Source organism: Streptomyces sp. NRRL B-1140, assembly GCF_001280065.1.
Lineage (GTDB): Bacteria > Actinomycetota > Actinomycetes > Streptomycetales > Streptomycetaceae > Streptomyces.
The window spans coordinates 37326-57633 of record NZ_LGEA01000118.1 but is presented as its reverse complement, the minus strand read 5'-3'; the positions used below and the strand labels follow the sequence as shown (position 1 = coordinate 57633).

General features: G+C 71.9%; 19 protein-coding genes. 8 read left to right on the top strand and 11 right to left on the bottom strand.

The genetic code is table 11. The features are described 5' to 3' along the window. Window positions 1-29 precede the first annotated feature (29 nt). Window positions 30-680 carry a TetR/AcrR family transcriptional regulator gene (locus ADK65_RS29150; protein ID WP_199825725.1) on the bottom strand — a complete coding sequence of 217 codons (651 nt, stop codon included), beginning with the start codon at window positions 678-680 and terminating at the stop codon, window positions 30-32. 73 nt (window positions 681-753) lie between these two features. On the opposite strand from ADK65_RS29150, the gene ADK65_RS29145 reads away from it, so the two are divergent. The 3 genes from ADK65_RS29145 to ADK65_RS29135 all read left to right on the top strand — a co-directional run bounded on the left by ADK65_RS29145 (window position 754) and on the right by ADK65_RS29135 (window position 2917). Beyond that, a complete protein-coding gene (locus ADK65_RS29145) occupies window positions 754-1905 on the top strand; it encodes an acyl-CoA dehydrogenase family protein (protein ID WP_053673983.1) in 1152 nt (383 codons plus the stop codon). Window positions 1906-1965: 60 nt separating this feature from the next. Continuing rightward, window positions 1966-2211 carry a YiaA/YiaB family inner membrane protein gene (locus ADK65_RS29140; RefSeq protein WP_053673972.1) on the top strand — a complete coding sequence of 82 codons (246 nt, stop codon included), beginning with the start codon at window positions 1966-1968 and terminating at the stop codon, window positions 2209-2211. Between the two features lie 70 nt (window positions 2212-2281). Then, the gene (locus ADK65_RS29135; RefSeq protein WP_053673971.1) at window positions 2282-2917 is read left to right on the top strand and encodes a TetR/AcrR family transcriptional regulator; all 636 of its coding nucleotides are present in this window, start codon (window positions 2282-2284) and stop codon (window positions 2915-2917) included. Between the two features lie 37 nt (window positions 2918-2954). Here the strand turns inward: ADK65_RS29135 and ADK65_RS29130 are convergent, their stop codons facing one another. Further along, window positions 2955-3416, bottom strand: a complete 462-nt coding sequence (locus tag ADK65_RS29130) for a MaoC family dehydratase (protein WP_053673970.1) — start codon at window positions 3414-3416, stop codon at window positions 2955-2957. 109 nt (window positions 3417-3525) lie between these two features. Between ADK65_RS29130 and soxR the strand changes: the two genes are divergently transcribed. Continuing rightward, entirely contained in the window at window positions 3526-3999 is a 474-nt protein-coding gene (soxR, locus tag ADK65_RS29125) for a redox-sensitive transcriptional activator SoxR (protein ID WP_053673969.1), read from the top strand. Between the two features lie 64 nt (window positions 4000-4063). On the opposite strand, the gene ADK65_RS29120 is transcribed toward soxR, so the two are convergent. Together ADK65_RS29120 and ADK65_RS29115 are read right to left on the bottom strand one after the other, a co-directional pair. Beyond that, window positions 4064-4780: a 3-keto-5-aminohexanoate cleavage protein gene (locus tag ADK65_RS29120; RefSeq protein ID WP_053673982.1), complete on the bottom strand. Its 717-nt coding sequence runs from the start codon at window positions 4778-4780 to the stop codon at window positions 4064-4066. A 75-nt stretch (window positions 4781-4855) separates the two neighbouring features. Beyond that, window positions 4856-5458: a hypothetical protein gene (locus ADK65_RS29115; protein ID WP_053673968.1), complete on the bottom strand. Its 603-nt coding sequence runs from the start codon at window positions 5456-5458 to the stop codon at window positions 4856-4858. A gap of 263 nt (window positions 5459-5721) precedes the next feature. Here ADK65_RS29115 and ADK65_RS29110 point away from each other — a divergent pair, with 263 nt between their 5' ends. After that, window positions 5722-8520: a penicillin acylase family protein gene (locus ADK65_RS29110; protein WP_078956197.1), complete on the top strand. Its 2799-nt coding sequence runs from the start codon at window positions 5722-5724 to the stop codon at window positions 8518-8520. A gap of 19 nt (window positions 8521-8539) precedes the next feature. On the opposite strand, the gene ADK65_RS29105 is transcribed toward ADK65_RS29110, so the two are convergent. Beyond that, window positions 8540-9856, bottom strand: a complete 1317-nt coding sequence (locus ADK65_RS29105) for a serine/threonine protein kinase (protein WP_053673966.1) — start codon at window positions 9854-9856, stop codon at window positions 8540-8542. Window positions 9857-9947: 91 nt separating this feature from the next. Beyond that, complete coding sequence (locus ADK65_RS29100; RefSeq protein ID WP_053673965.1) at window positions 9948-11189, bottom strand: exo-beta-N-acetylmuramidase NamZ domain-containing protein; 1242 nt, start codon at window positions 11187-11189, stop codon at window positions 9948-9950. A gap of 220 nt (window positions 11190-11409) precedes the next feature. Between ADK65_RS29100 and ADK65_RS29095 the strand changes: the two genes are divergently transcribed. The 3 genes from ADK65_RS29095 to ADK65_RS29085 are packed head-to-tail and all read left to right on the top strand — an operon-like array spanning window position 11410 to window position 14466. After that, window positions 11410-12183 carry an SDR family oxidoreductase gene (locus ADK65_RS29095; protein WP_053673964.1) on the top strand — a complete coding sequence of 258 codons (774 nt, stop codon included), beginning with the start codon at window positions 11410-11412 and terminating at the stop codon, window positions 12181-12183. Beyond that, the gene (locus tag ADK65_RS29090; RefSeq protein ID WP_053673963.1) at window positions 12180-13844 is read left to right on the top strand and encodes a class I adenylate-forming enzyme family protein; all 1665 of its coding nucleotides are present in this window, start codon (window positions 12180-12182) and stop codon (window positions 13842-13844) included. Before ADK65_RS29095 ends, ADK65_RS29090 begins: the two co-directional genes overlap by 4 nt. Before the next feature lie 28 nt (window positions 13845-13872). Continuing rightward, window positions 13873-14466, top strand: coding sequence for a TetR/AcrR family transcriptional regulator (locus tag ADK65_RS29085; RefSeq protein WP_053673962.1), 594 nt, complete (start codon window positions 13873-13875; stop codon window positions 14464-14466). Between the two features lie 20 nt (window positions 14467-14486). Here the strand turns inward: ADK65_RS29085 and ADK65_RS29080 are convergent, their stop codons facing one another. The 5 genes from ADK65_RS29080 to ADK65_RS29060 form a co-directional block, all read right to left on the bottom strand. Continuing rightward, the gene (locus ADK65_RS29080) at window positions 14487-14837 is read right to left on the bottom strand and encodes an STAS domain-containing protein (protein ID WP_063788061.1); all 351 of its coding nucleotides are present in this window, start codon (window positions 14835-14837) and stop codon (window positions 14487-14489) included. Between the two features lie 22 nt (window positions 14838-14859). After that, window positions 14860-15960, bottom strand: coding sequence for a cobalamin B12-binding domain-containing protein (locus ADK65_RS29075; RefSeq protein ID WP_078956195.1), 1101 nt, complete (start codon window positions 15958-15960; stop codon window positions 14860-14862). Further along, the gene (locus ADK65_RS29070) at window positions 15957-17573 is read right to left on the bottom strand and encodes a PP2C family protein-serine/threonine phosphatase (protein ID WP_078956194.1); all 1617 of its coding nucleotides are present in this window, start codon (window positions 17571-17573) and stop codon (window positions 15957-15959) included. Before ADK65_RS29070 ends, ADK65_RS29075 begins: the two co-directional genes overlap by 4 nt. A 292-nt stretch (window positions 17574-17865) precedes the next feature. Next, window positions 17866-19080 carry an acyl-CoA dehydrogenase gene (locus tag ADK65_RS29065; protein ID WP_053673960.1) on the bottom strand — a complete coding sequence of 405 codons (1215 nt, stop codon included), beginning with the start codon at window positions 19078-19080 and terminating at the stop codon, window positions 17866-17868. A 5-nt stretch (window positions 19081-19085) separates the two neighbouring features. Next, window positions 19086-20120 carry a phosphotransferase family protein gene (locus ADK65_RS29060; RefSeq protein ID WP_053673959.1) on the bottom strand — a complete coding sequence of 345 codons (1035 nt, stop codon included), beginning with the start codon at window positions 20118-20120 and terminating at the stop codon, window positions 19086-19088. Window positions 20121-20308 lie beyond the last annotated feature (188 nt).

Genomic DNA, 20308 nt, shown 5'->3' with positions numbered 1-20308 from the left:
GAACGGTTCGGCGGGCGCCGAAGTGTCGCCTACGCCGTGCGCCGCACCTGCTCGTACTGCCGCGCCAGCCCGTCCAGCAGGGCCGTCAGCCCGGTCTCGAAGGCCCGCTCGTCGATCTTCTCCTGCCGCTCGGAGAGGAGGTGGGCCTGCTGGAGGTGGGGGTAGTCGGCGGGGTCGTAGGCGCTCGCGTCGTCCACGAAGCCCCCGGCGAAGGAGCCGAGCGCGGAGCCCATCACGAAATACCGCATCAGCGCGCCGATGGAGGTGGCCTGCGCCGGTGGCCAGCCGGCGGCGACCATGGCGCCGTAGACGGCGTCCGCGAGGCGCAGTCCGGCCGGGCGGCGGCCGGGGCCGCGGGCCAGCACCGGGACGATGTTCGGGTGGTCGCGCAGCGCGGCCCGGTAGGAGACGGCCCAGTCGTGCAGCGCGGTCCGCCAGTCCCTGCCGTCCTGGAACATCGACAGGTCCACCTGGCCGCTCACCGAGTCGGCGACCGCCTCCAGGATCTCGTCCTTGGTGCGGAAGTGGTTGTACAGCGACGGCCCGCTGACCCCCAGTTCCGCGGCGAGCCGCCGCGTGGAGACGGCGGCCAGTCCCTCGGCGTCCACCAGCGCGCGGGCCGTCTCGACGATCCGGTCGGTGCTGAGCAAGGGCTTGCGCGGTCGGGCCATGGCGCACATAGTAGGGCTGCGGCAAGAAACTAGCAGTGCTAATTTAAATGTACACTTACGGCGTGCGGTGGGGTGACCTGTGGTGAATCTGGAGCTCGGCGAGGAGCAGAGCGCGGTCCGGCAGCTCGCGCGGGACTTCGTGGAGCGCGAGATCACCCCGCACGTGGTCGCCTGGGACCGCGCCGAGGAGGTCGACCGGGCCATCGTCAAGAAGCTCGGCGAGGTCGGCTTCCTGGGCCTGACCATCGACGAGGAGTACGGCGGCTCCGGCGGCGACCACCTCGCGTACTGCCTGGTCACGGAGGAGCTGGGCCGGGGCGACTCCTCGGTGCGCGGCATCGTCTCCGTCTCCCTGGGGCTCGTCGCCAAGACCGTCGCCGCCCACGGCAGCGAGGAGCAGAAGCGGCGCTGGCTGCCGGGGCTGACCTCCGGCGCGTCGATCGGCTGCTTCGGCCTCACCGAACCCGGCACGGGCTCGGACGCGGGCAGCCTCGTGACCCGGGCCGTGCGGGACGGCGACGACTACGTCCTGAACGGCACCAAGATGTTCATCACCAACGGCACCTGGGCCGACGTCGTCCTGCTCTTCGCCCGCTCCACGGACGCCCCCGGTCACAAGGGCGTCTCCGCCTTCCTCGTCCCCACCGACACCCCCGGCCTGACCCGCCGTACCATCCACGGCAAGCTGGGGCTACGCGGCCAGGCCACCGCCGAACTCGTCCTGGAGGACGTGCGCGTACCCGCCTGCGCCCGGCTGGGGGAGGAGGGCAAGGGTTTCTCGATCGCCATGTCGGCTCTCGCCAAGGGGCGGATGTCCGTCGCCGCGGGCTGCGTCGGTATCGCCCAGGCCGCCCTCGACGCGGCCGTGCGGTACGCGGGGGAGCGGGAGCAGTTCGGCAGGACCATCGCCCACCACCAGCTCGTCCAGGAGCTGCTGAGCGACATCGCCCTGGACGTCGACGCCGCCCGGCTGCTGACCTGGCGGGTCGCCGACCTCATCGACCGGGGGCGGCCGTTCGCCGTGGAGTCGTCCAAGGCCAAGCTGTTCGCCTCGGAGGCCGCCGTCCGCGCCGCGAACAACGCGCTCCAGGTCTTCGGCGGCTACGGCTACATCGACGAGTACCCGGTGGGCAAGCTGTTGCGCGACGCCCGGGTGATGACCCTCTACGAGGGCACGAGCCAGATCCAGAAACTGGTCATCGGGCGGGCGCTGACGGGTGTCTCGGCGTTCTGAGTACGTCTCTGAGTACTTCGGCGGATGTGGCGCCGGCCACGTCCGCCGAAGCTTTCCCCCATGAGTGACACACCGGGCAAGCAGCAGAACACGGCAGCCTTCTACGGCCAGGCCGTCGCCTCCTTCGCCGTCGCCATGGCGGCCACGGCCATCGGCATCTACCAGTTGAGCGCCGACGCCTGGGTGCGGGCCTTCCTCGCCATCGCCGTCCTGTACCTGGTCACGTCCTCCTTCACCCTGGCCAAGGTGATCCGGGACCGGCAGGAGGGGACGGCTCCCGCGTACACCCCCTTCGAGAAGCGCTGAGCGGCCACACTAAGCGCTCGCTCACCTTCGGCGGTATGGTGTTGCTCCTGCCAGTCGAGAGGGGCGAGCGATGAGTACGGCGGAGGAGACGGCCGGCGGCGAGGCGCAGGCGTGGGGCGAGGTCACGCCCGACGCGGCGCGGCGGCTGCTGGTGGCCGCGGTGGAGGCCTTCGCCGAGCGTGGCTACCACGCCACGACGACCCGCGACATCGCGGGTCGCGCCGGGATGAGCCCGGCCGCGCTCTACATCCACTACAAGACCAAGGAAGAGCTGCTGCACCGCATCAGCAGGATCGGCCACGAGAAGGCCCTGGAGATCCTGCGGACGGCGTCCCGGCGGGAGGGCAGCCCCACCGAGCGGCTCGCCGACGCGGTGAGTTCCTTCGTGCGCTGGCACGCGGGCGGCCGTACCACCGCCCGGGTCGTGCAGTACGAACTCGAATCGCTGGGTCCCGACGCCCGCGCCGAGATCCTCGCGCTGCGCCGTGAGGTCGACGGCGAGGTGCGCGGGATCATCGAGGAGGGTGTGCGGTCGGGCGAGTTCGACGTCATCGACGTGCACGGCACGACGCTCGCCGTGCTGTCCCTCTGCATCGACGTGGCGCGGTGGTTCAACGTCGGCGGGCCCCGGACGCCGGAGGAGGTCGGCGAGCTGTACGCCGACCTCGTGCTGCGGATGGTCGGAGCCCGGGGCCCGACGGCCTGAGGGGCCGTGGGCCCCGGTCTCACAACGGGCCCCGGCCTCAGAAGTAGTAGCGCGCCACCGACTCGGCGACGCAGACCGGCTTGTCGCCGCCCTCGCGCTCCACGCTGAAGGCGACGGCCACCTGGACGCCGCCGGGCACCTCGTCGACGCCGCTGATCGTCGCGGTGGCGCGCAGCCGGGACCCGACGGGGACCGGCGCGGGGAAACGCACCTTGTTCGTGCCGTAGTTGACGCCCATCTTCACGCCCTCGACGGCGATCAGCTGCGGCCCGAAGAGGGGCAGCAGGGACAGGGTCAGGTAGCCGTGCGCGATGGTGGTGCCGAACGGGCCCGCGGCGGCCCTCTCCGCGTCGACGTGGATCCACTGGTGGTCGCCGGTGGCCTCCGCGAACAGGTCGATCCGCTTCTGGTCGATGTCGAGCCAGTCGGTGTACCCCAGTTGTTCGCCCACCGCCGACTTCAGGTCGTCGACGGACGTGAAGATCCTCGGCTCTGCCATGTCTTCCAGGCCTCTCGTGTGCGGGAGTCTGCGCGCTCATATCTCTAAGCGACTGCTTAGCATGGTCGGCCGCGGGGGCTGTGTCAACGGAATCGGTAGGGTTCGCGGGGTGCACAGGATTCCAGAGAAGATCCACGAGCTCACGGTCGGCCAGCTCGCCACGCGCAGCGGTGCCGCCGTCTCAGCCCTGCACTTCTACGAGTCCAAGGGCCTGATCAGCAGCCGCCGGACCGCGGGCAACCAGCGCCGCTACTCTCGTGACACGCTGCGCCGGGTCGCGTTCATCAGGGCGGCGCAACGGGTGGGCATCCCCCTGGCGACGATTCGGGAGGCGCTCGCCGAGCTCCCTGAGGAACGCACGCCCACCCGGGAGGACTGGGCGCACCTCTCCGAAGCCTGGCGCACGGAACTGGAAGAGCGCATCAAGCAGCTGAACCGCCTGAGGGATCATCTCGCCGACTGCATCGGCTGCGGCTGCCTCTCCCTCGACACCTGCGTCCTGTCCAACCCGGACGACGTCTTCGGCGAACGGCTCGCCGGCTCCCGGCTGCTGGTCGAACGGGGCCCTCGGGGACAGGGCTGAGGGGAGCGCGCCTGGCCGCGGGACACCACGGACGGGCGGGCCGTGCCCCGGCGCGCCGATCGCCTCACGAGCGTCGGTGCTCCGCCAGCCCCACCGCGACCAACTCCGCGTTGGACCCCGCCCGCACCCCGTCGGGCCGCACCAGCACATCCTCCAGTCCGACTCTGGTCGCCAGCCCCAACCGCCCCGCGAGCCGCAGCACCGGCCACGCACCCCCGTCCTCACCGTGCAGCAGCACGGGACGGCCGTGCGCGGACCCCAGGTCGGACAGCAGTCCCCGTGCCGAAGCGACCGCGCTCACCGGGTCCGGGTCCGTCACCTCGGCCAGCACCCGCAGCACCCTCGGCCCCAGCGCCGACGCCGCGAACCGCTCCGCCCCGTCCGTGCCGGACCAGATGCCGGCCTCCACTCCGACCCCGCGCTCCATGAGCAGCGCGGCCGTCTCCTCCGCCCCCGGTTCGTGCCAGTTGACCGAGGCGTGGTCGGGCAGGACGGTCCAGCCGCGAATCCGCTCCAGCCGGGCGGCCGGGTCGGGCTCGGCCCACTCGCCCGTGGTCACCCCCACCGGCACCGGCACCCGCGCCCGGATAGCCGCCAGCGTCACGGCGAGCACCGTCGGCGACAACGTGTCCCGTCCACAGGGCGTCTTCGGATGGACGTGGATGTCCGTCGCCCCCGCGGCCACGGCCCCGGCGGCCGATGCGGCCATCGACTCCGGGGTCAGCGGCACGGCCACGCCGTCAGCGGCCGTCCGCGAACCGTTCAGACACACCTGCATCATGACGTCGATGGTGCCAGTCACCACCGACAGTGGGGGTGCGGCATCCCCGGCGCACCCCCCGCGCACCCGCATCCGTCAAGCCGACACCAGCAACCTGGTCCGCCTGGCGTAGGCCAGGGCCTCGGGCGTGAGCACGGGACGCGGCACCAGGATTCCGCAGTCCGCGCAGACCGGACCGGACGAGGGTTCGTGGTCCAGGTCGTACCTCCAGACGAGCTGCGCGCCGCCGCACACCGGGCACGCCGAGCCCGGCTCGCGTTCCAGCGCGGCGATCAGCCGGCGCAGCACCTCGGCCAGCGGTTCACGGGGATGGACCGCCGGGTCGTCGCACCATGCCACACCGAAACCGCCCCAGGTCAGCCGGTGCCAGTCGTCCACACTGCCCGGCCTGCGCAGTCCGTCGTGCTTCTCCTTCTTGCGGCGCTCGGCGAACTCGACCTCGTAGGCCAGCCAGACCGCCCGCGCCTCCTCCAGTTCCTCCAGTGCGGCCACGAGCCGCGCCGGATCGGGGGAGCGGTCCTCGGGGCCGAACCCTGCCCGGGAGCACAGATGGTCCCAGGTCGCCCTGTGCCCGTACGGGGCGAATCTCTCAAGGCACTTACGCAGCGAATAGCGCCGCAGGGCCAGATCGCACCGCGGGTCGCGGACCTGTCTCGCCAGACTCCGGAAACCGGCCATCGTCCTGCACCTCCGTCACACCTGCACCTGTAATCCGGTCACTTCGGCGTCGTCGTAAGGACGTCGCCGAATAGACGTATCGACAAGCGAATCGGCTCCATCCGATTTCAAATGGCCTCCATAAGCGGCCCGAAGAGGCCGCCGGTCGACTGCCGTGATCCGTGTGTCTGTTGTGCCGACTTCAAAAAGTGACGCTTGTTCATCTTCAAGCCGGGGGATACCGGCGGTAACATCCGGCCCACCCCCGTCGGGAGGAGCCCCCCATGCCACGGCGTGCCCCACGCACCGTTCTCGACAGAATGAGAACTCCCAGCGGAATCCCCGGGTTCCTGAAGACAGCATCCGTATGCACCCTGATCGCAGGTCTCTTGTCGCCGCTTGCCCCGGCTGCCGCATCGGAAACAGCGGCCACGCGGTCCACCGCCGCGGCGAACGACCACTGCGGCAACCAGTGTTCGGACATCCTCCCGCCCGGCCAGAACGGCAACGCCACCCTCGCCCAGATCCTCCTCAACCAGGCCTTCGGCACCCAGCCCGAGCACGCAGAGGACCAGCTCGGCCCCTACGCCGACCTCGCCAAGGGCTACCCCGCCCTCACCAACGACAAGATCAACACCTTCTTCAACGACGCGTCCTTCGGAGTCCCCGCCGACCAGGTCGCCTCCAGCGTCAAACCCGCCGGACGCGGTGACGTGACGATCGTGAGAGACAAGAAGACCGGTGTGCCGCACATCACCGGCACCACCCGGTACGGCACGGAGTTCGGCGCCGGATACGCGGCAGCCCAGGACCGGCTGTGGCTCATGGACGTCTTCCGGCACGTCGGGCGTGGTCAGCTGACCTCCTTCGCGGGCGGTGCGCCCTCCAACCAGGGCCTGGAGCAGCAGTTCTGGCGGCACGCCCCGTACAGCGAGGCCGATCTGCAGGCGCAGATCGACAACGCCGTGGCCACCAACGGCGAGCGCGGCAAGCAGGCCCTCGCCGACGTCAAGGCCTACCTCGACGGCATCAACGCCTACATCGACGCCTCCGACAAGGGGCGCACCTTCCCCGGTGAATACGTACTCACCGGGCACAAGGACTCAATCACCAACGCCGGCACCATCGAGCACTTCAAGATCACCGACCTGGTCGCGCTGGCCTCCGTCATCGGCGCGCTGTTCGGCTCGGGCGGCGGCGGTGAGGTGAACAACGCCCTCTCGCTCATGGCCGCCCAGGAGAAGTACGGCGTCACCGAGGGCACCAAGGTCTGGGAGTCCTTCCGGATGCGCAACGACCCGGAGGCCGTCCTCACCCAGCACGACGGCAGCTTCCCCTACGGCGCCAAGCCGGCCGACCCGCAGGGCACGGCCCTGCCCGACGCCGGTTCGGTGGAGCCCGAGCCGCTCGTGTACGACCGCACCGGCAGTGCGGCGACAGCCGCGGCGACCGGCGCGTCCGGCCAGGCCGCGAAAGCCGCCACGTCGTCCGCCAAACGCGGCATGTCCAACGCCCTCGTGGTCAGCGGCAAGCACACCGCGAGCGGCCACCCCGTCGCCGTGTTCGGCCCGCAGACCGGCTACTTCGCCCCCCAACTGCTCCTGCTCCAGGAGATCCAGGGCCCGGGCATCAGCGCCCGCGGCGCATCCTTCGCCGGCCTGAGCATGTACGTCGAACTCGGCCGCGGCCAGGACTACGCCTGGAGCGCCACGACCTCCGGCCAGGACATCATCGACTCCTACGCGGTCGAGCTGTGCCAGGACGACTACCACTACCTGTACCGCGGCACCTGCACGCCGATGGAGAAGGTCGAGCAGAAGAACGCCTGGAAGCCCACGACCGCCGACGGCACCGCGGCCGGCTCGTACACGATGCGCGTCTGGCGCACCAAGTACGGACCCGTCGAGTACCGCGCCACGGTCGGCGGAAAGAAGGTCGCCTACACCACCCTGCGCTCGTCCTTCCTGCACGAGGCCGACTCCATCATCGGCTTCCAGATGCTGAACGACCCGGACCACGTCAAGGGCCCCGAGTCCTTCCAGACAGCCGTGCAGCACATCAACTACACCTTCAACTGGTTCTACGCCGACTCCGAACACACCGCGTACTACAACAGCGGCGACAACCCGGTGCGCGCGGCCGGCGTCGACTCCGAGTTCCCGGCGTGGGCCCGGCCGGCCCACGAGTGGCGCGGCTGGGACCCGGCGACCAACACGGCCGACTACACCCCGCCCTCCGCCCACCCGAACTCCATCGACCAGGACTACTACGTCTCCTGGAACAACAAGCAGGCCAGGGACTACACGGCCGCGCCCTGGGGCAACGGCTCGGTGCACCGCGGCAACCTCCTGGAGGACCGGGTGAGGAAGCTGGTCCAGCAGGGCGGGGTGACCCGCGCCGCCCTGGTGAAGGCCATGGCGGACGCCGGGCTGGCGGACCTGCGGGCCGAGGACGTCCTGCCCAAGCTCCTGAAGGTCGTCACCGGCGCACCCGTCACCGACCCGGCCGCGGCGGCCGCCGTGAGCAAACTCCAGGCCTGGGCCGCCGCGGGCGGCAAGCGCACGGAGACCGCGGCCGGCTCCAGGAAGTACGCCGACGCCGACGCGATCCGCATCCTGGACGCCTGGTGGCCGCTCCTGGTCAAGGCCGAGTTCGAACCGGGCCTCGGCAGCGAGCTGTACGAAGCCGTGACGGCCAGCCTCCCCGTCGACGAGTCCCCGTCGGCAGCGCACGGCCCGACCGGTTCGCACGCGGGGAGCTCCTTCCAGTACGGCTGGTGGAGCTACGTCGACAAGGACGTCCGCGCGGTGCTCGGCGAGCAGGTGAAGGGGCCGCTCGCGAGGAAGTACTGCGGCGACGGCAGCCTCGGCGCCTGCCGGGACACCCTTCTCGGCACCCTGAAGGAGGCGGCCGGCAAGACCGCGGCCCAGGTCTACCCCGGCGACGACGTGTGCGCGGCGGGCGACCAGTGGTGCGCCGACTCGATCAACCACCGCACCCTCGGAGGCATCAAGCACGGCAAGATCGGCTGGCAGAACCGGCCGACCTACCAGCAGGTCGTGGAGTTCACCTCACACCGGTGAGGCACCGTCCGGCGGCGGGTCAGCGCACGCGGCCCGCCGCCAGGACCAGCCGGGCCAGCTCCGCGTGCAGGATGTCGCTGTGCGCACCGGCCGGCGGGCCGCCCCGCCGGACCACAGCGGCCGCGTCGACGTTCACGCACCCCGAGGCGGGAAGTCTCGCCTCCAGGGCCTCGGCGAGGGTGTACGCGCGCGTGCCCGGCACCGCCTGCACCCCGTCGTGGCCCATCGCGCCCCACTTGGCGCTCAGCACCCGCCCCAGGGCCGGCTCCGCGGCCGACCGGCTGTCACCCGCCATCCGCGAGGCCAGCGGGTAGATCGTGCCCAGGGCCGCGTCATGCCGGGAGTGGCAGCACACCAAGGGCCCGTCGACACGGTTCTGCTGCCCCTGGAGCACCCCTCCGGCCCGGGCGTCGTGCGGCAGCCGGTCCGCGAACGCGTAGTGCGAGAACGCCCCCTGGAGCAGCGTCACCGACTTCACCGTGCGCACGCCCTCGGGAAGTCCCCGCAGCGCGAACGACACCAGCCGCGCGCCGAAGCTGTGCCCCACCAGGTGCACCCGCACCCCCGGGGCCGCCCTCGCGAGCTGCCCGACGACCCGGCCGAGCCCCCGCTCGCCGACGGTCCCGGCGCGCCGCTTCATCGCGTAGTACGTCGCCTGCCGCAGCAGTTCGTGCGCACCGTCCCACGGGTTGGGGATCCTGAAGCCCCGCGGCGACCCGGGAGCCTCGGACTGCGCCAGCGCCCGCGCGAACTCCTCGCACGCCGCCGCCGACGGTCCGGCGAACATCTCCGGCTCGCTCTGCGGCACGCCCTCCGCCACCGTGTCCGCCGCGAACAGCGCCTGCGGCCCCGGCCCGACCACCTCCACCAGCGTCCGCACCAGCCGCCCGAACTCCTCCAGTTCGGCCTCCTCCGGCGGCTGCTGCTCCAGCAGCCGGGCGATCTGGTCGACCAGGATCGCCCGGCCCGGGAAGGTCTCCAGCAACGCGTGCCGGGTGTCCTTGTCCAGCACGGGACGTCCCGGCGGACCGGCCGCCACGGCCCGCGGGAAGTCCGGGATCGGCTCGTCGGCGAACCGCATCGCCGGCCACAGCACCCCGACGTACCCGACCCGTGCCGCCGGGGCCAGCCGCGGCACGGGCGCGAAGAAGCGGTCGCAGAGGCGGGTCGCCCCGGAGCGGTCGTTGTTCCAGCCGTGAGCGAAGACGATCAGATCGCGCACGCCCCGCTCGGCCACCCCGGCGAGGAGCCGGTCGCGAAGGCGGCTCTCCGGGTCCCCGTCCGCGTCGAAGACCAGCTCCCAGTAGGGAGTCACACTCATCGCCGGATCCGCCATGACAGGCCCCCTAGCCCCTGTGTGACGCCATGTGTGGGCGCATCGTCCTGCCAACGGGGGAGCTTGGCCATACGTCACGGGCGCATTCGGCTCAGCGGTAGAGGAGGTACTTCCGCCGGGTCCTGCGGAACGCCGCCAGGTCCTCCTGCCACCCGGCCGCCACCTCGTCGGTGTCCGCACCCGCGTCGATCATCGTCCGCACGCGCGCCGAGCCGGTGAGCTTGTCGATCCAGTTGTCCGGGCGCCAGGCGAAGCCGCTCCAGACCTTCTTCGCGGTCACGAGCAGGGCGATCCCCGTGCGGACCGGATCGAAGGCGGCCCGGTCGTGCACATGGACCTGCACACCGCCGATCGTCTTCCCCTGGAACTTCGAGGAGGTGGGCGCGAAGTAGGCCTCCCTGAACCGCACGCCGGGCAGGGCGAGTTCGTTCGCGGCCGCCGCCCAGCGCCGGTCGACGCCCTCCGCGCCCAGCAGCTCGAACGGCCGGGTCGTGCCACGTCCCTCCGACAGGTTCGTGCCCTCGAACAGGCATGTTCCCGAGTACACCAGGGCCGTCTCCGGCGTCGGCATGTTCGGGCTGGGCGGCACCCAGGGCAGCCCGGAGGCGTCGTAGAACTCCGAGCGCTTCCAGCCCGACATCGTCACGGTCTGCAGCGGCACGGGCTCGGTCAGGAACTCGCCGTTGAACAGCCGCGCCAGCTCGGCGACGGTCATCCCGTGGGCCTGGGCGATCGGCTGCCGTCCGACGAACGTGGCGAACTCCTGGTGCAGGACCGGGCCGAGCGCCGCCCGGCCGGTCACCGGGTTGGGCCGGTCCAGGACCACGAACCGCTTGCCGGCGAGCCGGGCGGCCTCCATGCAGTCGTAGAGAGTCCAGATGTACGTGTAGAAGCGGGCGCCCACGTCCTGGATGTCGAAGACGACCGTGTCGACGCCGGACGCGGTGAAGATGTCGGCGAGGGGCCGGCCGCTCTTGAGGTAGGTGTCGTAGACGGGCAGGCCGGTCGCCGGGTCGTCGTGGCGGCCCTCGGAACCGCCGGCCTGGGCGGTGCCGCGGAAGCCGTGCTCCGGGCCGAAGACCGCCCTGAGGTCGACCCGGGCGTCGGCATGCATGACGTCGACGATGTGGCGGGCGTCGCGGGTGACGCCGGTGGGGTTGGTGACGATGCCGACCTTCTGGCCTTCCAGCAGGGTGTAGCCGTCGTGGTCGAGGCGTTCGAAGCCGGTGCGCAGGTGCCTGCGGCGTTGGGCGGCGGATGCGGATGCGGTGGATGTGGCTGATACGGCTGCCGCCGTGGCGGTGGTGAGTACGGCTCGTCTGGAAGGGCGCATGCGGTGACCTCCTTGAGCGGGGACCGTCGGCATGGGCACGGTATGCGCTGCCGCGGGCCGTGGGGAGGGTGCGGGTGGTGGGTGGCCGGTCGCGCCCGCGCGGCGGAGCCGCATATGGGTACAGCCCCGCGCCCCTTTCGGGGCACCCCCGGTACCCCTTCCCTGGTACATACCGACCGGTTAGTCTGACGTCATTGCAGAGCCGCGACCGAGGAGACCGATGGTGGGAGCCTTTCAAGACGCCGGAGTCGTTGTCACGGGGGGCGGCGGCGGAATCGGGGCCGCGCTGGCCCGGCGGTTCGCCGCCGAAGGAGCCCGGGTCGTGGTCAACGACCTGGACGGCGAGCGGGCCAAGCGGGTCGCGGACGAGGTCGGCGGCATCGCCGTGCCCGGTGACGCCTCGGCGATCGTCGAGGACGCCCGGGACGCCCTCGGCGGCAGCGTCGACGTCTACTGCGCCAACGCCGGTGTCGCCTTCGAGGGCGGGGCCGCCGACGGGCCGCTGGACGAGATGGCCTGGGCCGCTTCCTGGGACGTGAACGTGATGGCGCACGTCCGGGCCGCCCACGCGCTGCTGCCCGGCTGGCTGGAGCGTGGCAGCGGGCGGTTCGTCTCGACCGTGTCCGCCGCCGGGCTGCTCACCATGATCGGGGCCGCGCCCTACGCCGTGACCAAACACGGCGCGCTCGCCTTCGCCGAGTGGCTGTCGCTGACGTACCGGCACCGGGGGGTGAAGGTCCACGCCATCTGCCCCCAGGGCGTGCGCACCGACATGCTCGCCGCCACCGGCAGCGCGGGTGACCTCGTGCTCCAACCGACCGCGATCGAGCCGGAGACCGTGGCGGACGCCCTGCTGAAGGGCATCGAGGAGGACAGGTTCCTGATCCTGCCGCACCCCGAGGTCGGCGCCTACCATCAGGCGCGGGCCGGCGACCCCGACCGGTGGCTGTCCGGCATGAACCGCATCCAGCAGCAGTGGGAGGCAAACCGGTGACCGGGTCCCGTTACGCCGCCAAGCCCTGGCTCGCCCTGCTCGGCGACGCCCAGAAGGGCGCGATCAGCCCGCCGGACTCCCTCGTGCACGCCCTGCGCCGGGCCGTGGCCGAGACTCCCGAAAGCGACTTCCTGGCCTACTTCGACGGCCGGCTCACCTACCGGGAGGCCGACGAGCTCAGCGACTCCGTAGCGGGGCACCTCGCGGCGCGCGGTCTGCGGCCCGGCGAACGCGTCGCGGTGCTGCTGCAGAACTCCCCGCACTTCGTGCTCGCCCTCCTGGGCGCCTGGAAGGCGGGCGCGGTCGTCGTGCCGGTCAACCCGATGTACAAGTCGGGCGAAGTCGCGCATGTCCTGCGGGACGGCGAGGTCGCCGCGCTGATCTGCTCGGACCGGGCCTGGGAGGCGTATCTGCGCGAGACGGCCGCCGACTCGCCCGTGCGGATCGTGCTCACCGGATGTGAGCTCGACTTCCAGAGCCGCGGCGACGCACGTGTGCTGACCTTCGAGCGCCTTCCGCAGGCCCCGGACGCCGACGACCTGGCGACCGTGGCCCGCGCCGGCCACCAGGCGCCCGGGGACCGTGATCCCGGCCCCTCGGACATCGCGCTGATCAGCTACACGTCGGGCACCAGCGGCACACCCAAGGGCGCCACCAACACGCACGGCAACATCATGTACAACGCCGAGCGGCAGCGCACCGGCCTCGGGCTGCCGGAGCGGCCCGTCTACTTCGCGCTGGCGCCGCTGTTCCACATCACGGGCATGGTGTGCCAGTTCGGCGCCTGCCTGACCAGCGGGGGCACGCTCGTGCTGGCCTACCGCTTCGAGCCGGGCGTGGTGCTCGACGCGTTCGCCGAGCACCGTCCGCACTACACGGTGGGGCCGTCCACCGCTTTCATGGCGCTGGCCGCCCACCCCTCCGTCACCCGCGACCACTTCTCCTCCTTCCGGGTGATCTCCTCCGGCGGCGCCCCGCTGCCGCCCGCGCTGGTGGAGAAGTTCCGGGCCGGATTCGGGCCGTACATCCGCAACGGCTACGGGCTGACCGAGTGCACCGCGCCCTGCGCCTCGGTGCCGCCGGGTCTTCAGGCGCCGGTCGACCCGGTCTCCGGGACTCTCGCCGTGGGACTGCCCGGCCCCGACACGGTGGTGCGGATCGTCGACGACGCCGGCGAGGAGGTGCCCTTCGGCGAGCAGGGCGAGATCGTCGTCAGCGGCCCGCAGGTCGTGCCCGGCTACTGGCGCCGCCCGGACGCCACCGCCGCCACGTTCCCCGGTGGCGAACTGCGCACCGGAGACATCGGCTTCATGGACGAGCAGGGCTGGCTGTACGTCGTCGACCGCAAGAAGGACATGATCAACGCGTCCGGCTTCAAGGTGTGGCCGCGTGAGGTCGAGGACGTCCTCTACACGCACCCGGCGGTGCGCGAGGCCGCCGTCGTCGGGGTGCCCGACGGGTATCGCGGGGAGACCGTCAAGGCCTACATCAGCCTGCGTCCGGACGCCGACACGGACCCGGATGCGCTCGCCGCCTACTGCAAGGAGAGACTGGCCGCCTACAAATATCCGCGCCAGGTGGAGATCCTGCCGGACTTGCCGAAAACGGCCAGTGGGAAGATCCTCCGGCGGGAACTGCGTTCCCGTACGCAAGGCGACTGACAACAGAACGGAAAGGCAGGTGGCGGCAGTGCCCAGGACCACGGACTCGGACGGCACGCCCGTGCCTCAGCGGCTCCTGGCCGCCGCCACCCGGCTCTTCGCCGAGCAGGGCTACGACCGCACCTCGGTGCAGGAGATCGTCGAGGCGGCCGGGGTCACCAAGGGAGCGCTGTACCACTACTTCGGCTCCAAGGACGACCTGCTGCACGAGGTGTACGCGCGCGTGCTGCGCATCCAGCAGGAGCGGCTGGACGCCGTGGCCGGTGCCGACGAGCCGGTCGAGAAGCGGCTGCGGCACGCCGCCGCGGACGTCGTGGTGACGACCATCGAGAACCTCGACGACGCCATGATCTTCTGGCGGTCGATGCACCACCTCAGCCCCGAGAAGGACAAGCAGGTCCGCTCCGAGCGGCGCCGCTACCACGAGCGCTTCCGCGCGCTCGTCGAGGAGGGCCAGAAGTCCGGAGTCTTCTCCGACGTGACCCCGGCGGACCTGGTGGTCGACTACCACTTCGGCTCGGTCCACCACCTGTCGACGTGGTACCGCCCCGACGGCCCCCTCACACCCCAGCAGGTCGCCGACCACCTGGCCGACCTGCTGCTGCGCGCCCTGCGTCCGTAGCAGCCGCACCGCCCCTTCGTTCAGGAGCGGCCGTGGCCGCTCTCCGCCGGGGGTTCGTACTGCCGGGGCGTCGTCAGGTACTCGTAGGTGCCGGTGAGTTCGAGCAGGCGGCGCAGCGCCGGGCCGACGTCGGCCAGGTGGAGGGCGATGCCGTCCCGGCAGGCGGAGCGGTGGATCTGCAGCAGGGTGGACAGCCCCATGGAGTCGACCAGACCCAGCTCCCGGCAGTCCAGGTGCAGCTCCTGGACCTCCCCGCCGTCGTCGAGGGCCCTGCGTACCCGCTCGAGCAGCTCCGCGCAGGAGTCGTAGTCCAGATCGCCGGTGAGAGCCAGCCGCACGGTGTGCGGGCCGGTGCCGAAAGAGGGGGTCACGGGTTCGTCCAGCGTCTCGGGGTCAGGGGCGGGGGGTGAGCGCGCCGCGCCCGGCCTCGAGCAGCCGGCAGGCGCGGGGGAAGTCGTGCAGCTGCTCCTGGAGCAGGTCCAGGCACGGCAGCAGCGAACGGGCCGGGACGCCGCGGGCGGTGAGCACCTCGGCGGTCCATACGAGGAAGCCGACGAACACGTCGTCGGCGTCCACGTACAGGGCGGCCGTCAGGAAGGCGACGATGTGGGCGATGTCCTCGGCGGTGTGCTCACGCTGCTCGTCGCTGTAGTCCCGCATCGCGGGGAAGTGCTCCTCCAGAGACCGGAAGGTGTCGCGCACCAGGCGGGTGGAGGACTTGGCGACCAGCGTGTACTCCTGGTCCCGCAGGTGCGGCAGGTCGTCGCTCGCCTGGTGGGCGGGCGACGGGCGGCTCAACGGACCGGCCGCGAGCCGGTCCGCGGCCGCGCGTGCGTCGGGTGCCCAGGCGTCGGCGCCCAGCAGGCGGGCGTAGCGGCCGTCGGCACCGAAGGCGGGGCCACCGGCCATGACCGGGGTGCCGGCCGCCTGGACGGCGGTGATGGCGCTGTGCGCGCCGGGCAGCCGGGTGGGCAGCGAGCCGGACAGGCACACCGCGTCCGGGCCGGTGCGGTGGATGTGGCTGATCAGGTGGGCGGTGGGGACCTGCGCCCCGAGGTAGTCCACGTGCCAGCCGCGCAGCCGCAGCGTCTCGGACACCAGGCGTGCGGGCAGGGCGTGCCACTCCTGGTCCACGCAGGCCACCGTGACCCGGCCCCGGCTGTTCGCCGGACGCCGGGCCGGCAGGACGGCGATGACACGGTCGTTGATGGCGGTCGCGGCGTGCTCGTCGGCCACGCTCATACGGTTGGCCGCCCATTCGAGGCCGACCTTGTGCTGGACCGTGCCGATGACGTCCAGCAGCACGGACTCGGGCTCCAGCCCGTCATCGAGGGCGTCGGTGACGACGTCGACGGCCGTGTACTCGTCCGCCGCCCGTACGGCGGCCCACAGCTTGTCCGCCCACGGAGCGGACCCGCCGTGCGCCGCGGGGTGACGGGCGGCCACGCCGTGGCGGTCCTGCCCCTCGTCGAGGCCGGTGAGGTGTGCGGTCATGCCGTGTACCTGCCCCGGGTGGCCCCGTCCACCGCGCTGAGGTGGGCACCGCGCGGTGCGGTGATGGCCAGGACGGCGATGTCGTCGTGGCGCCCGTCGCCGATCCACTGCGAGGTGACCATCTGCACGCGTTCCACGACCGCCTCCGCGGGCAGGCCGGCGCACTCGGCCGCGGCGCGCCTGAGGCGCTGGTCACCGAACATGGTGTCGCCCAGCGGGCCGCCCCTGGCCTCGGTGACGCCGTCGGTGAACAGCAGGCAGGTTTCCCCCGGCGCGAGACGGACCCGCGCGGTGCGGGAGGTGATGGCCGGCAGGACGCCGATGAGGGTGCCGCCCGTGTCGGCCTCCTCCACGGTGCCGTCCCGCCGGATGATCAGGGGCGCGGGATGCCCGGCCGACGTGAGCCGCAGCACGACATCGCGCTCCTCCCGGCGGACCGAGGCCATCACCAGGGTGGCGAAACGGGTGTGGTGGCTGGTCCGCATGGCGTTGTTCACCAGACGCAGCATCCGGGCGTGGTCGTCGGCCAGGGGCAGCAGAGCGTGCAGGGCGTTGCGGATCTTGCCGGTGAGCACCGCGGCTTCCAGCCCCTTGCCGGCCACGTCCCCCAGTACCACGAGGGTCTCGGGGGAGTCCTCGGCGGGCGGGTGGACGTCGTAGAAGTCGCCGCCGACGCGCTCCGTGTCCTTGCTGGCCCGGTAGCCGCCCGCGAACTCCACGCCCTGCGTCTGCCGCAGGGTGGGCGGCAGGAGCTCGCGCATGAGGGTGTCGGAGATCGAGTTCTGTTCCGCGTAGAGGCGGGCGGCCGACATCGCCGCGCCGGCCCGGGCGGCGAACAGCCCGGCCAGCGACTCCTCCGCCTCGGTGAACGCGTGCTGCTGCGCCCGGCGCAGCAGGACCAGCGCCCCGGCCGGCACGCCGAGTCCCGGAAGCGGTGTGATCACCAGCGAGCCGACCTCGCCGAACCCGGGCGGGATCAGCCAGTCGGGGGCCGTCGCGGGGTCGATCCACCGCGAGGGAACCGGGGGGAAGCCCCGCAGCGCCTCCGCGAGGCCCGGCACGCTGTCCGGCGGCTCGGGCACCGTGCTGTGGGTGAGCTCGCCCCGGTGGTCACAGGAGACCACCGGCAGTGACCTGGCCGAGGTGGGCGCGACGACCAGCGCGGCGTCGGCCAGATGCTCGGTGGCGAGGCGGGCCGTCACCTCCATGCACCGCTCGAGGTTCAGCGAGGCCAGCAGGGCCGCCGAGGCCTCGGTGAGGAACCGGGTGCGTCCGCGCTCGGCGGTCAGCTCCGCCACGGCGGAGCGGTAGGCGGTCTGCTCCGTCAGCCACCAGGCCGTGCCGCCGCCCGCCAGAACGGACGGGTGCGCCGAGAAGAACCGGTCGCCCACCTCCCCGCCGACGGGGGCCGGGCAGGCGCGGTCGGCGTCGACGAGCCAGGCCGGGGAGGACAGGGGCTGTCCGACCCGGGCCGCGGGCAGCAGGGCACGGGCCGGGTCGTTGAGTTCCGCGAGGTGCCCGTCCGTGTCCAGGACCACCACCGGGCAGGGGGCCGAGGCGGCGCTCACCGTGCTCAGCGCACCGGTGCGGGGCCTGGCCGGGGAAGAAGTCATGTACGGGGCCCCTACGCGTGACCCACACCTCACTCTGCGAAGACGGACGGGGACTGTCTCGGTGCACAGTCCCTCAGTCCGGGTGCGTGGTGCAAGCACCCGAATCGCCCAGGGTGCGGCGAGGGACGAGTTCGTGGCGGGAAACCCCGCGAAATGCCCGCCCTACCCGGACGGGCGTTCACGAGACCGTGCGATGTTTCACACTCCGCGCACAACCCCCCGCCCACACCGGGGGGTGCCCCGGCGGGGGGGGGGGGGTGGGGGGGGGCGCCCCCCGCCGTACCGCGGCACGTCACAGGTATCGCTTCAGCTCCCGGCGTGCCAGCGACCGCTGGTGCACCTCGTCCGGCCCGTCCGCGATCATCAGCGTCCGCGCCCCGGCGTACAGCTCCGCCAGCGGGAAGTCCTGGCTCACGCCGCCGGCGCCGTGCAACTGGATCGCCCGGTCGAGGATGTCCACCACGGCCCGAGGCGTGGCGATCTTGATCGACTGGATCTCGGTGTGCGCACCGCGATTGCCCACGGTGTCCATCAGCCAGGCGGTCTTGAGCACCAGCAGCCGCAGCTGCTCCACCGTCACGCGCGCGTCCGCGATCCAGTTGTGCACCACGCCCTGCTGCGCCAGCGCCTTGCCGAACGCGGTGCGGGAGACGGCCCGCCGGCACATCAGCTCGATCGCCCGCTCCGCCATCCCGATCAGCCGCATGCAGTGGTGGATCCGCCCGGGACCGAGCCGCGCCTGCGCGATGGCGAAACCGCCGCCCTCCTCGCCGACCAGGTTCGAGACCGGCACGCGCGCGTGGTCGAAGATCACCTCGGCGTGGCCGCCGTGGTAGTGGTCCTCGTACCCGAACACCTGCATGGCCCGCTTGATCGTGACGCCCGGGGTGTCGCGCGGCACCAGCACCATCGACTGCTGGCGGCGGATGTCCTCCCCTTCGGGATCGGTCTTGCCCATCACGATGAAGATCTTGCAGTCGGGGTGCATCGCCCCGGAGATGTACCACTTGCGGCCGGTGATGACGTACTCGTCGCCGTCGCGCTCGATGTGCGTGGTGATGTTGGTGGCGTCCGAGGAGGCCACGTCCGGCTCGGTCATCGCGAACGCCGAGCGGATCTCGCCGGCCAGCAGCGGCTCCAGCCACTGCTTGCGCTGCTGTTCGTCGCCGAACTGGGTGAGCACCTCCATGTTCCCGGTGTCGGGAGCCGCGCAGTTCGTCACGGTCGGCGCCAGCTGCGGGGAGCGGCCCATGATCTCGGCGAGCGGCGCGTACTGGAGGTTGGTGAGCCCCGCTCCGTACTCGGAGTCCGGCAGGAAGAGGTTCCACAGGCCCTGCCTGCGGGCCTCGGCCTTCAGCTCCTCCACCACGGGCGGGTTCTCCCACGGGGAGGCGAGCTGTTCGCGCTGCTCGTGAGCGACCGCCTCGGCGGGATAGACGTACTCGTCCATGAAGGCGAGGAGCTTGGCGCGCAGCTCTTCGGTGCGCGCGTCGAAAGCGAAGTCCATGTGGATCAGCCCTCCTGGAGGCCTTCGTGGAGCGTGGTCAGTCCGTGCCGGACGAAGACGGGGACGAGGTCGCCGATGCGGTCGAAGCCGCGTCCGACCGTCTGGCCCAGCGTGTAGCGGTAGTGGATGCCCTCGAGGATCACGGCGAGCTTGAACCAGGCGAACGCCGTGTACCAGGACACCGCGGAGACGTCCCGCCCCGAGCGGGCGGCGTACCGCTCGATGAGCTCCGACGGCGCCGGGTGCCCGGGGGCCTCGGCGGTCGTGGAGACGGGCGAGTCGGGCATGCCGAGCGGCATGCTGTACATCACCAGCAGGCCGAGGTCCGTGAGCGGATCGCCCAGCGTCGACATCTCCCAGTCGAGGATGGCCCTGATCCGGTCGTCCTCGCCGATGAGGACGTTGTCGAGCCGGTAGTCGCCGTGCACGACGGCCGGGGCGGGGGAGTGGGGCAGCTCGCGCCCGAGGGCGGCGTGCAGCTCGTCGATGCCGTCCAGGTCCCGGTTGCGGGAGGCGTCCAGCTGCTTGCCCCAGCGCCGCAGCTGCCGGTCCAGGAAGCCCTCGGGCCGGCCGAAGTCCGCCAGGCCCACCTCGCCCGGGTCGACCGCGTGCAGCTCCACCAGCGTGTCCACGAGGTTCAGCACCGCGCCCCGGGTCCGCTCCGCGCCGATCGGGGCGAGCTGGTCGGCGGTGCGGTACGGGGTGCCGTCGACGAACTCCATGACGTAGAAGGGCGACCCGAGCACCTCCTCGTCCTCGCACAGCAGCACCGGACGCGGGACCGGCACGGCGGTCGGGTGCAGCGCGCTGATCACCCGGTGCTCGCGCTTCATGTCGTGCGCGGTGGCCAGGACGTGGCCGAGCGGGGGCCGTCTCACGACCCAGCGGGACGTGCCGTCGGAGACCGCGTAGGTGAGGTTCGAGCGTCCGCCCTCGATCAGCCGGCCGGACAGCGGGCCGTTCACCAGGCCGGGCCGCTCGCGGTCGAGCAGGTCGCGCAACCGTTCGAGATCCAGTCCGGGCGGATGGTCGGGGCTCATGCGTCGCTCCTACGGGCAGGTGAACAGTTCCCGACTCATGATGCCGACCGGTCGGTATGTCGTCCAGAGCGGGACCGAAACGTGATCGGGGCCACGATAGGCCGAGGGGGCCTCCCGTGCGGCGGCCGGGGAGGTTTCGGCCGGTTCGTTCAGGTCATCCGGCTTGCGCGTCGCCCGGCGAGCCCGGA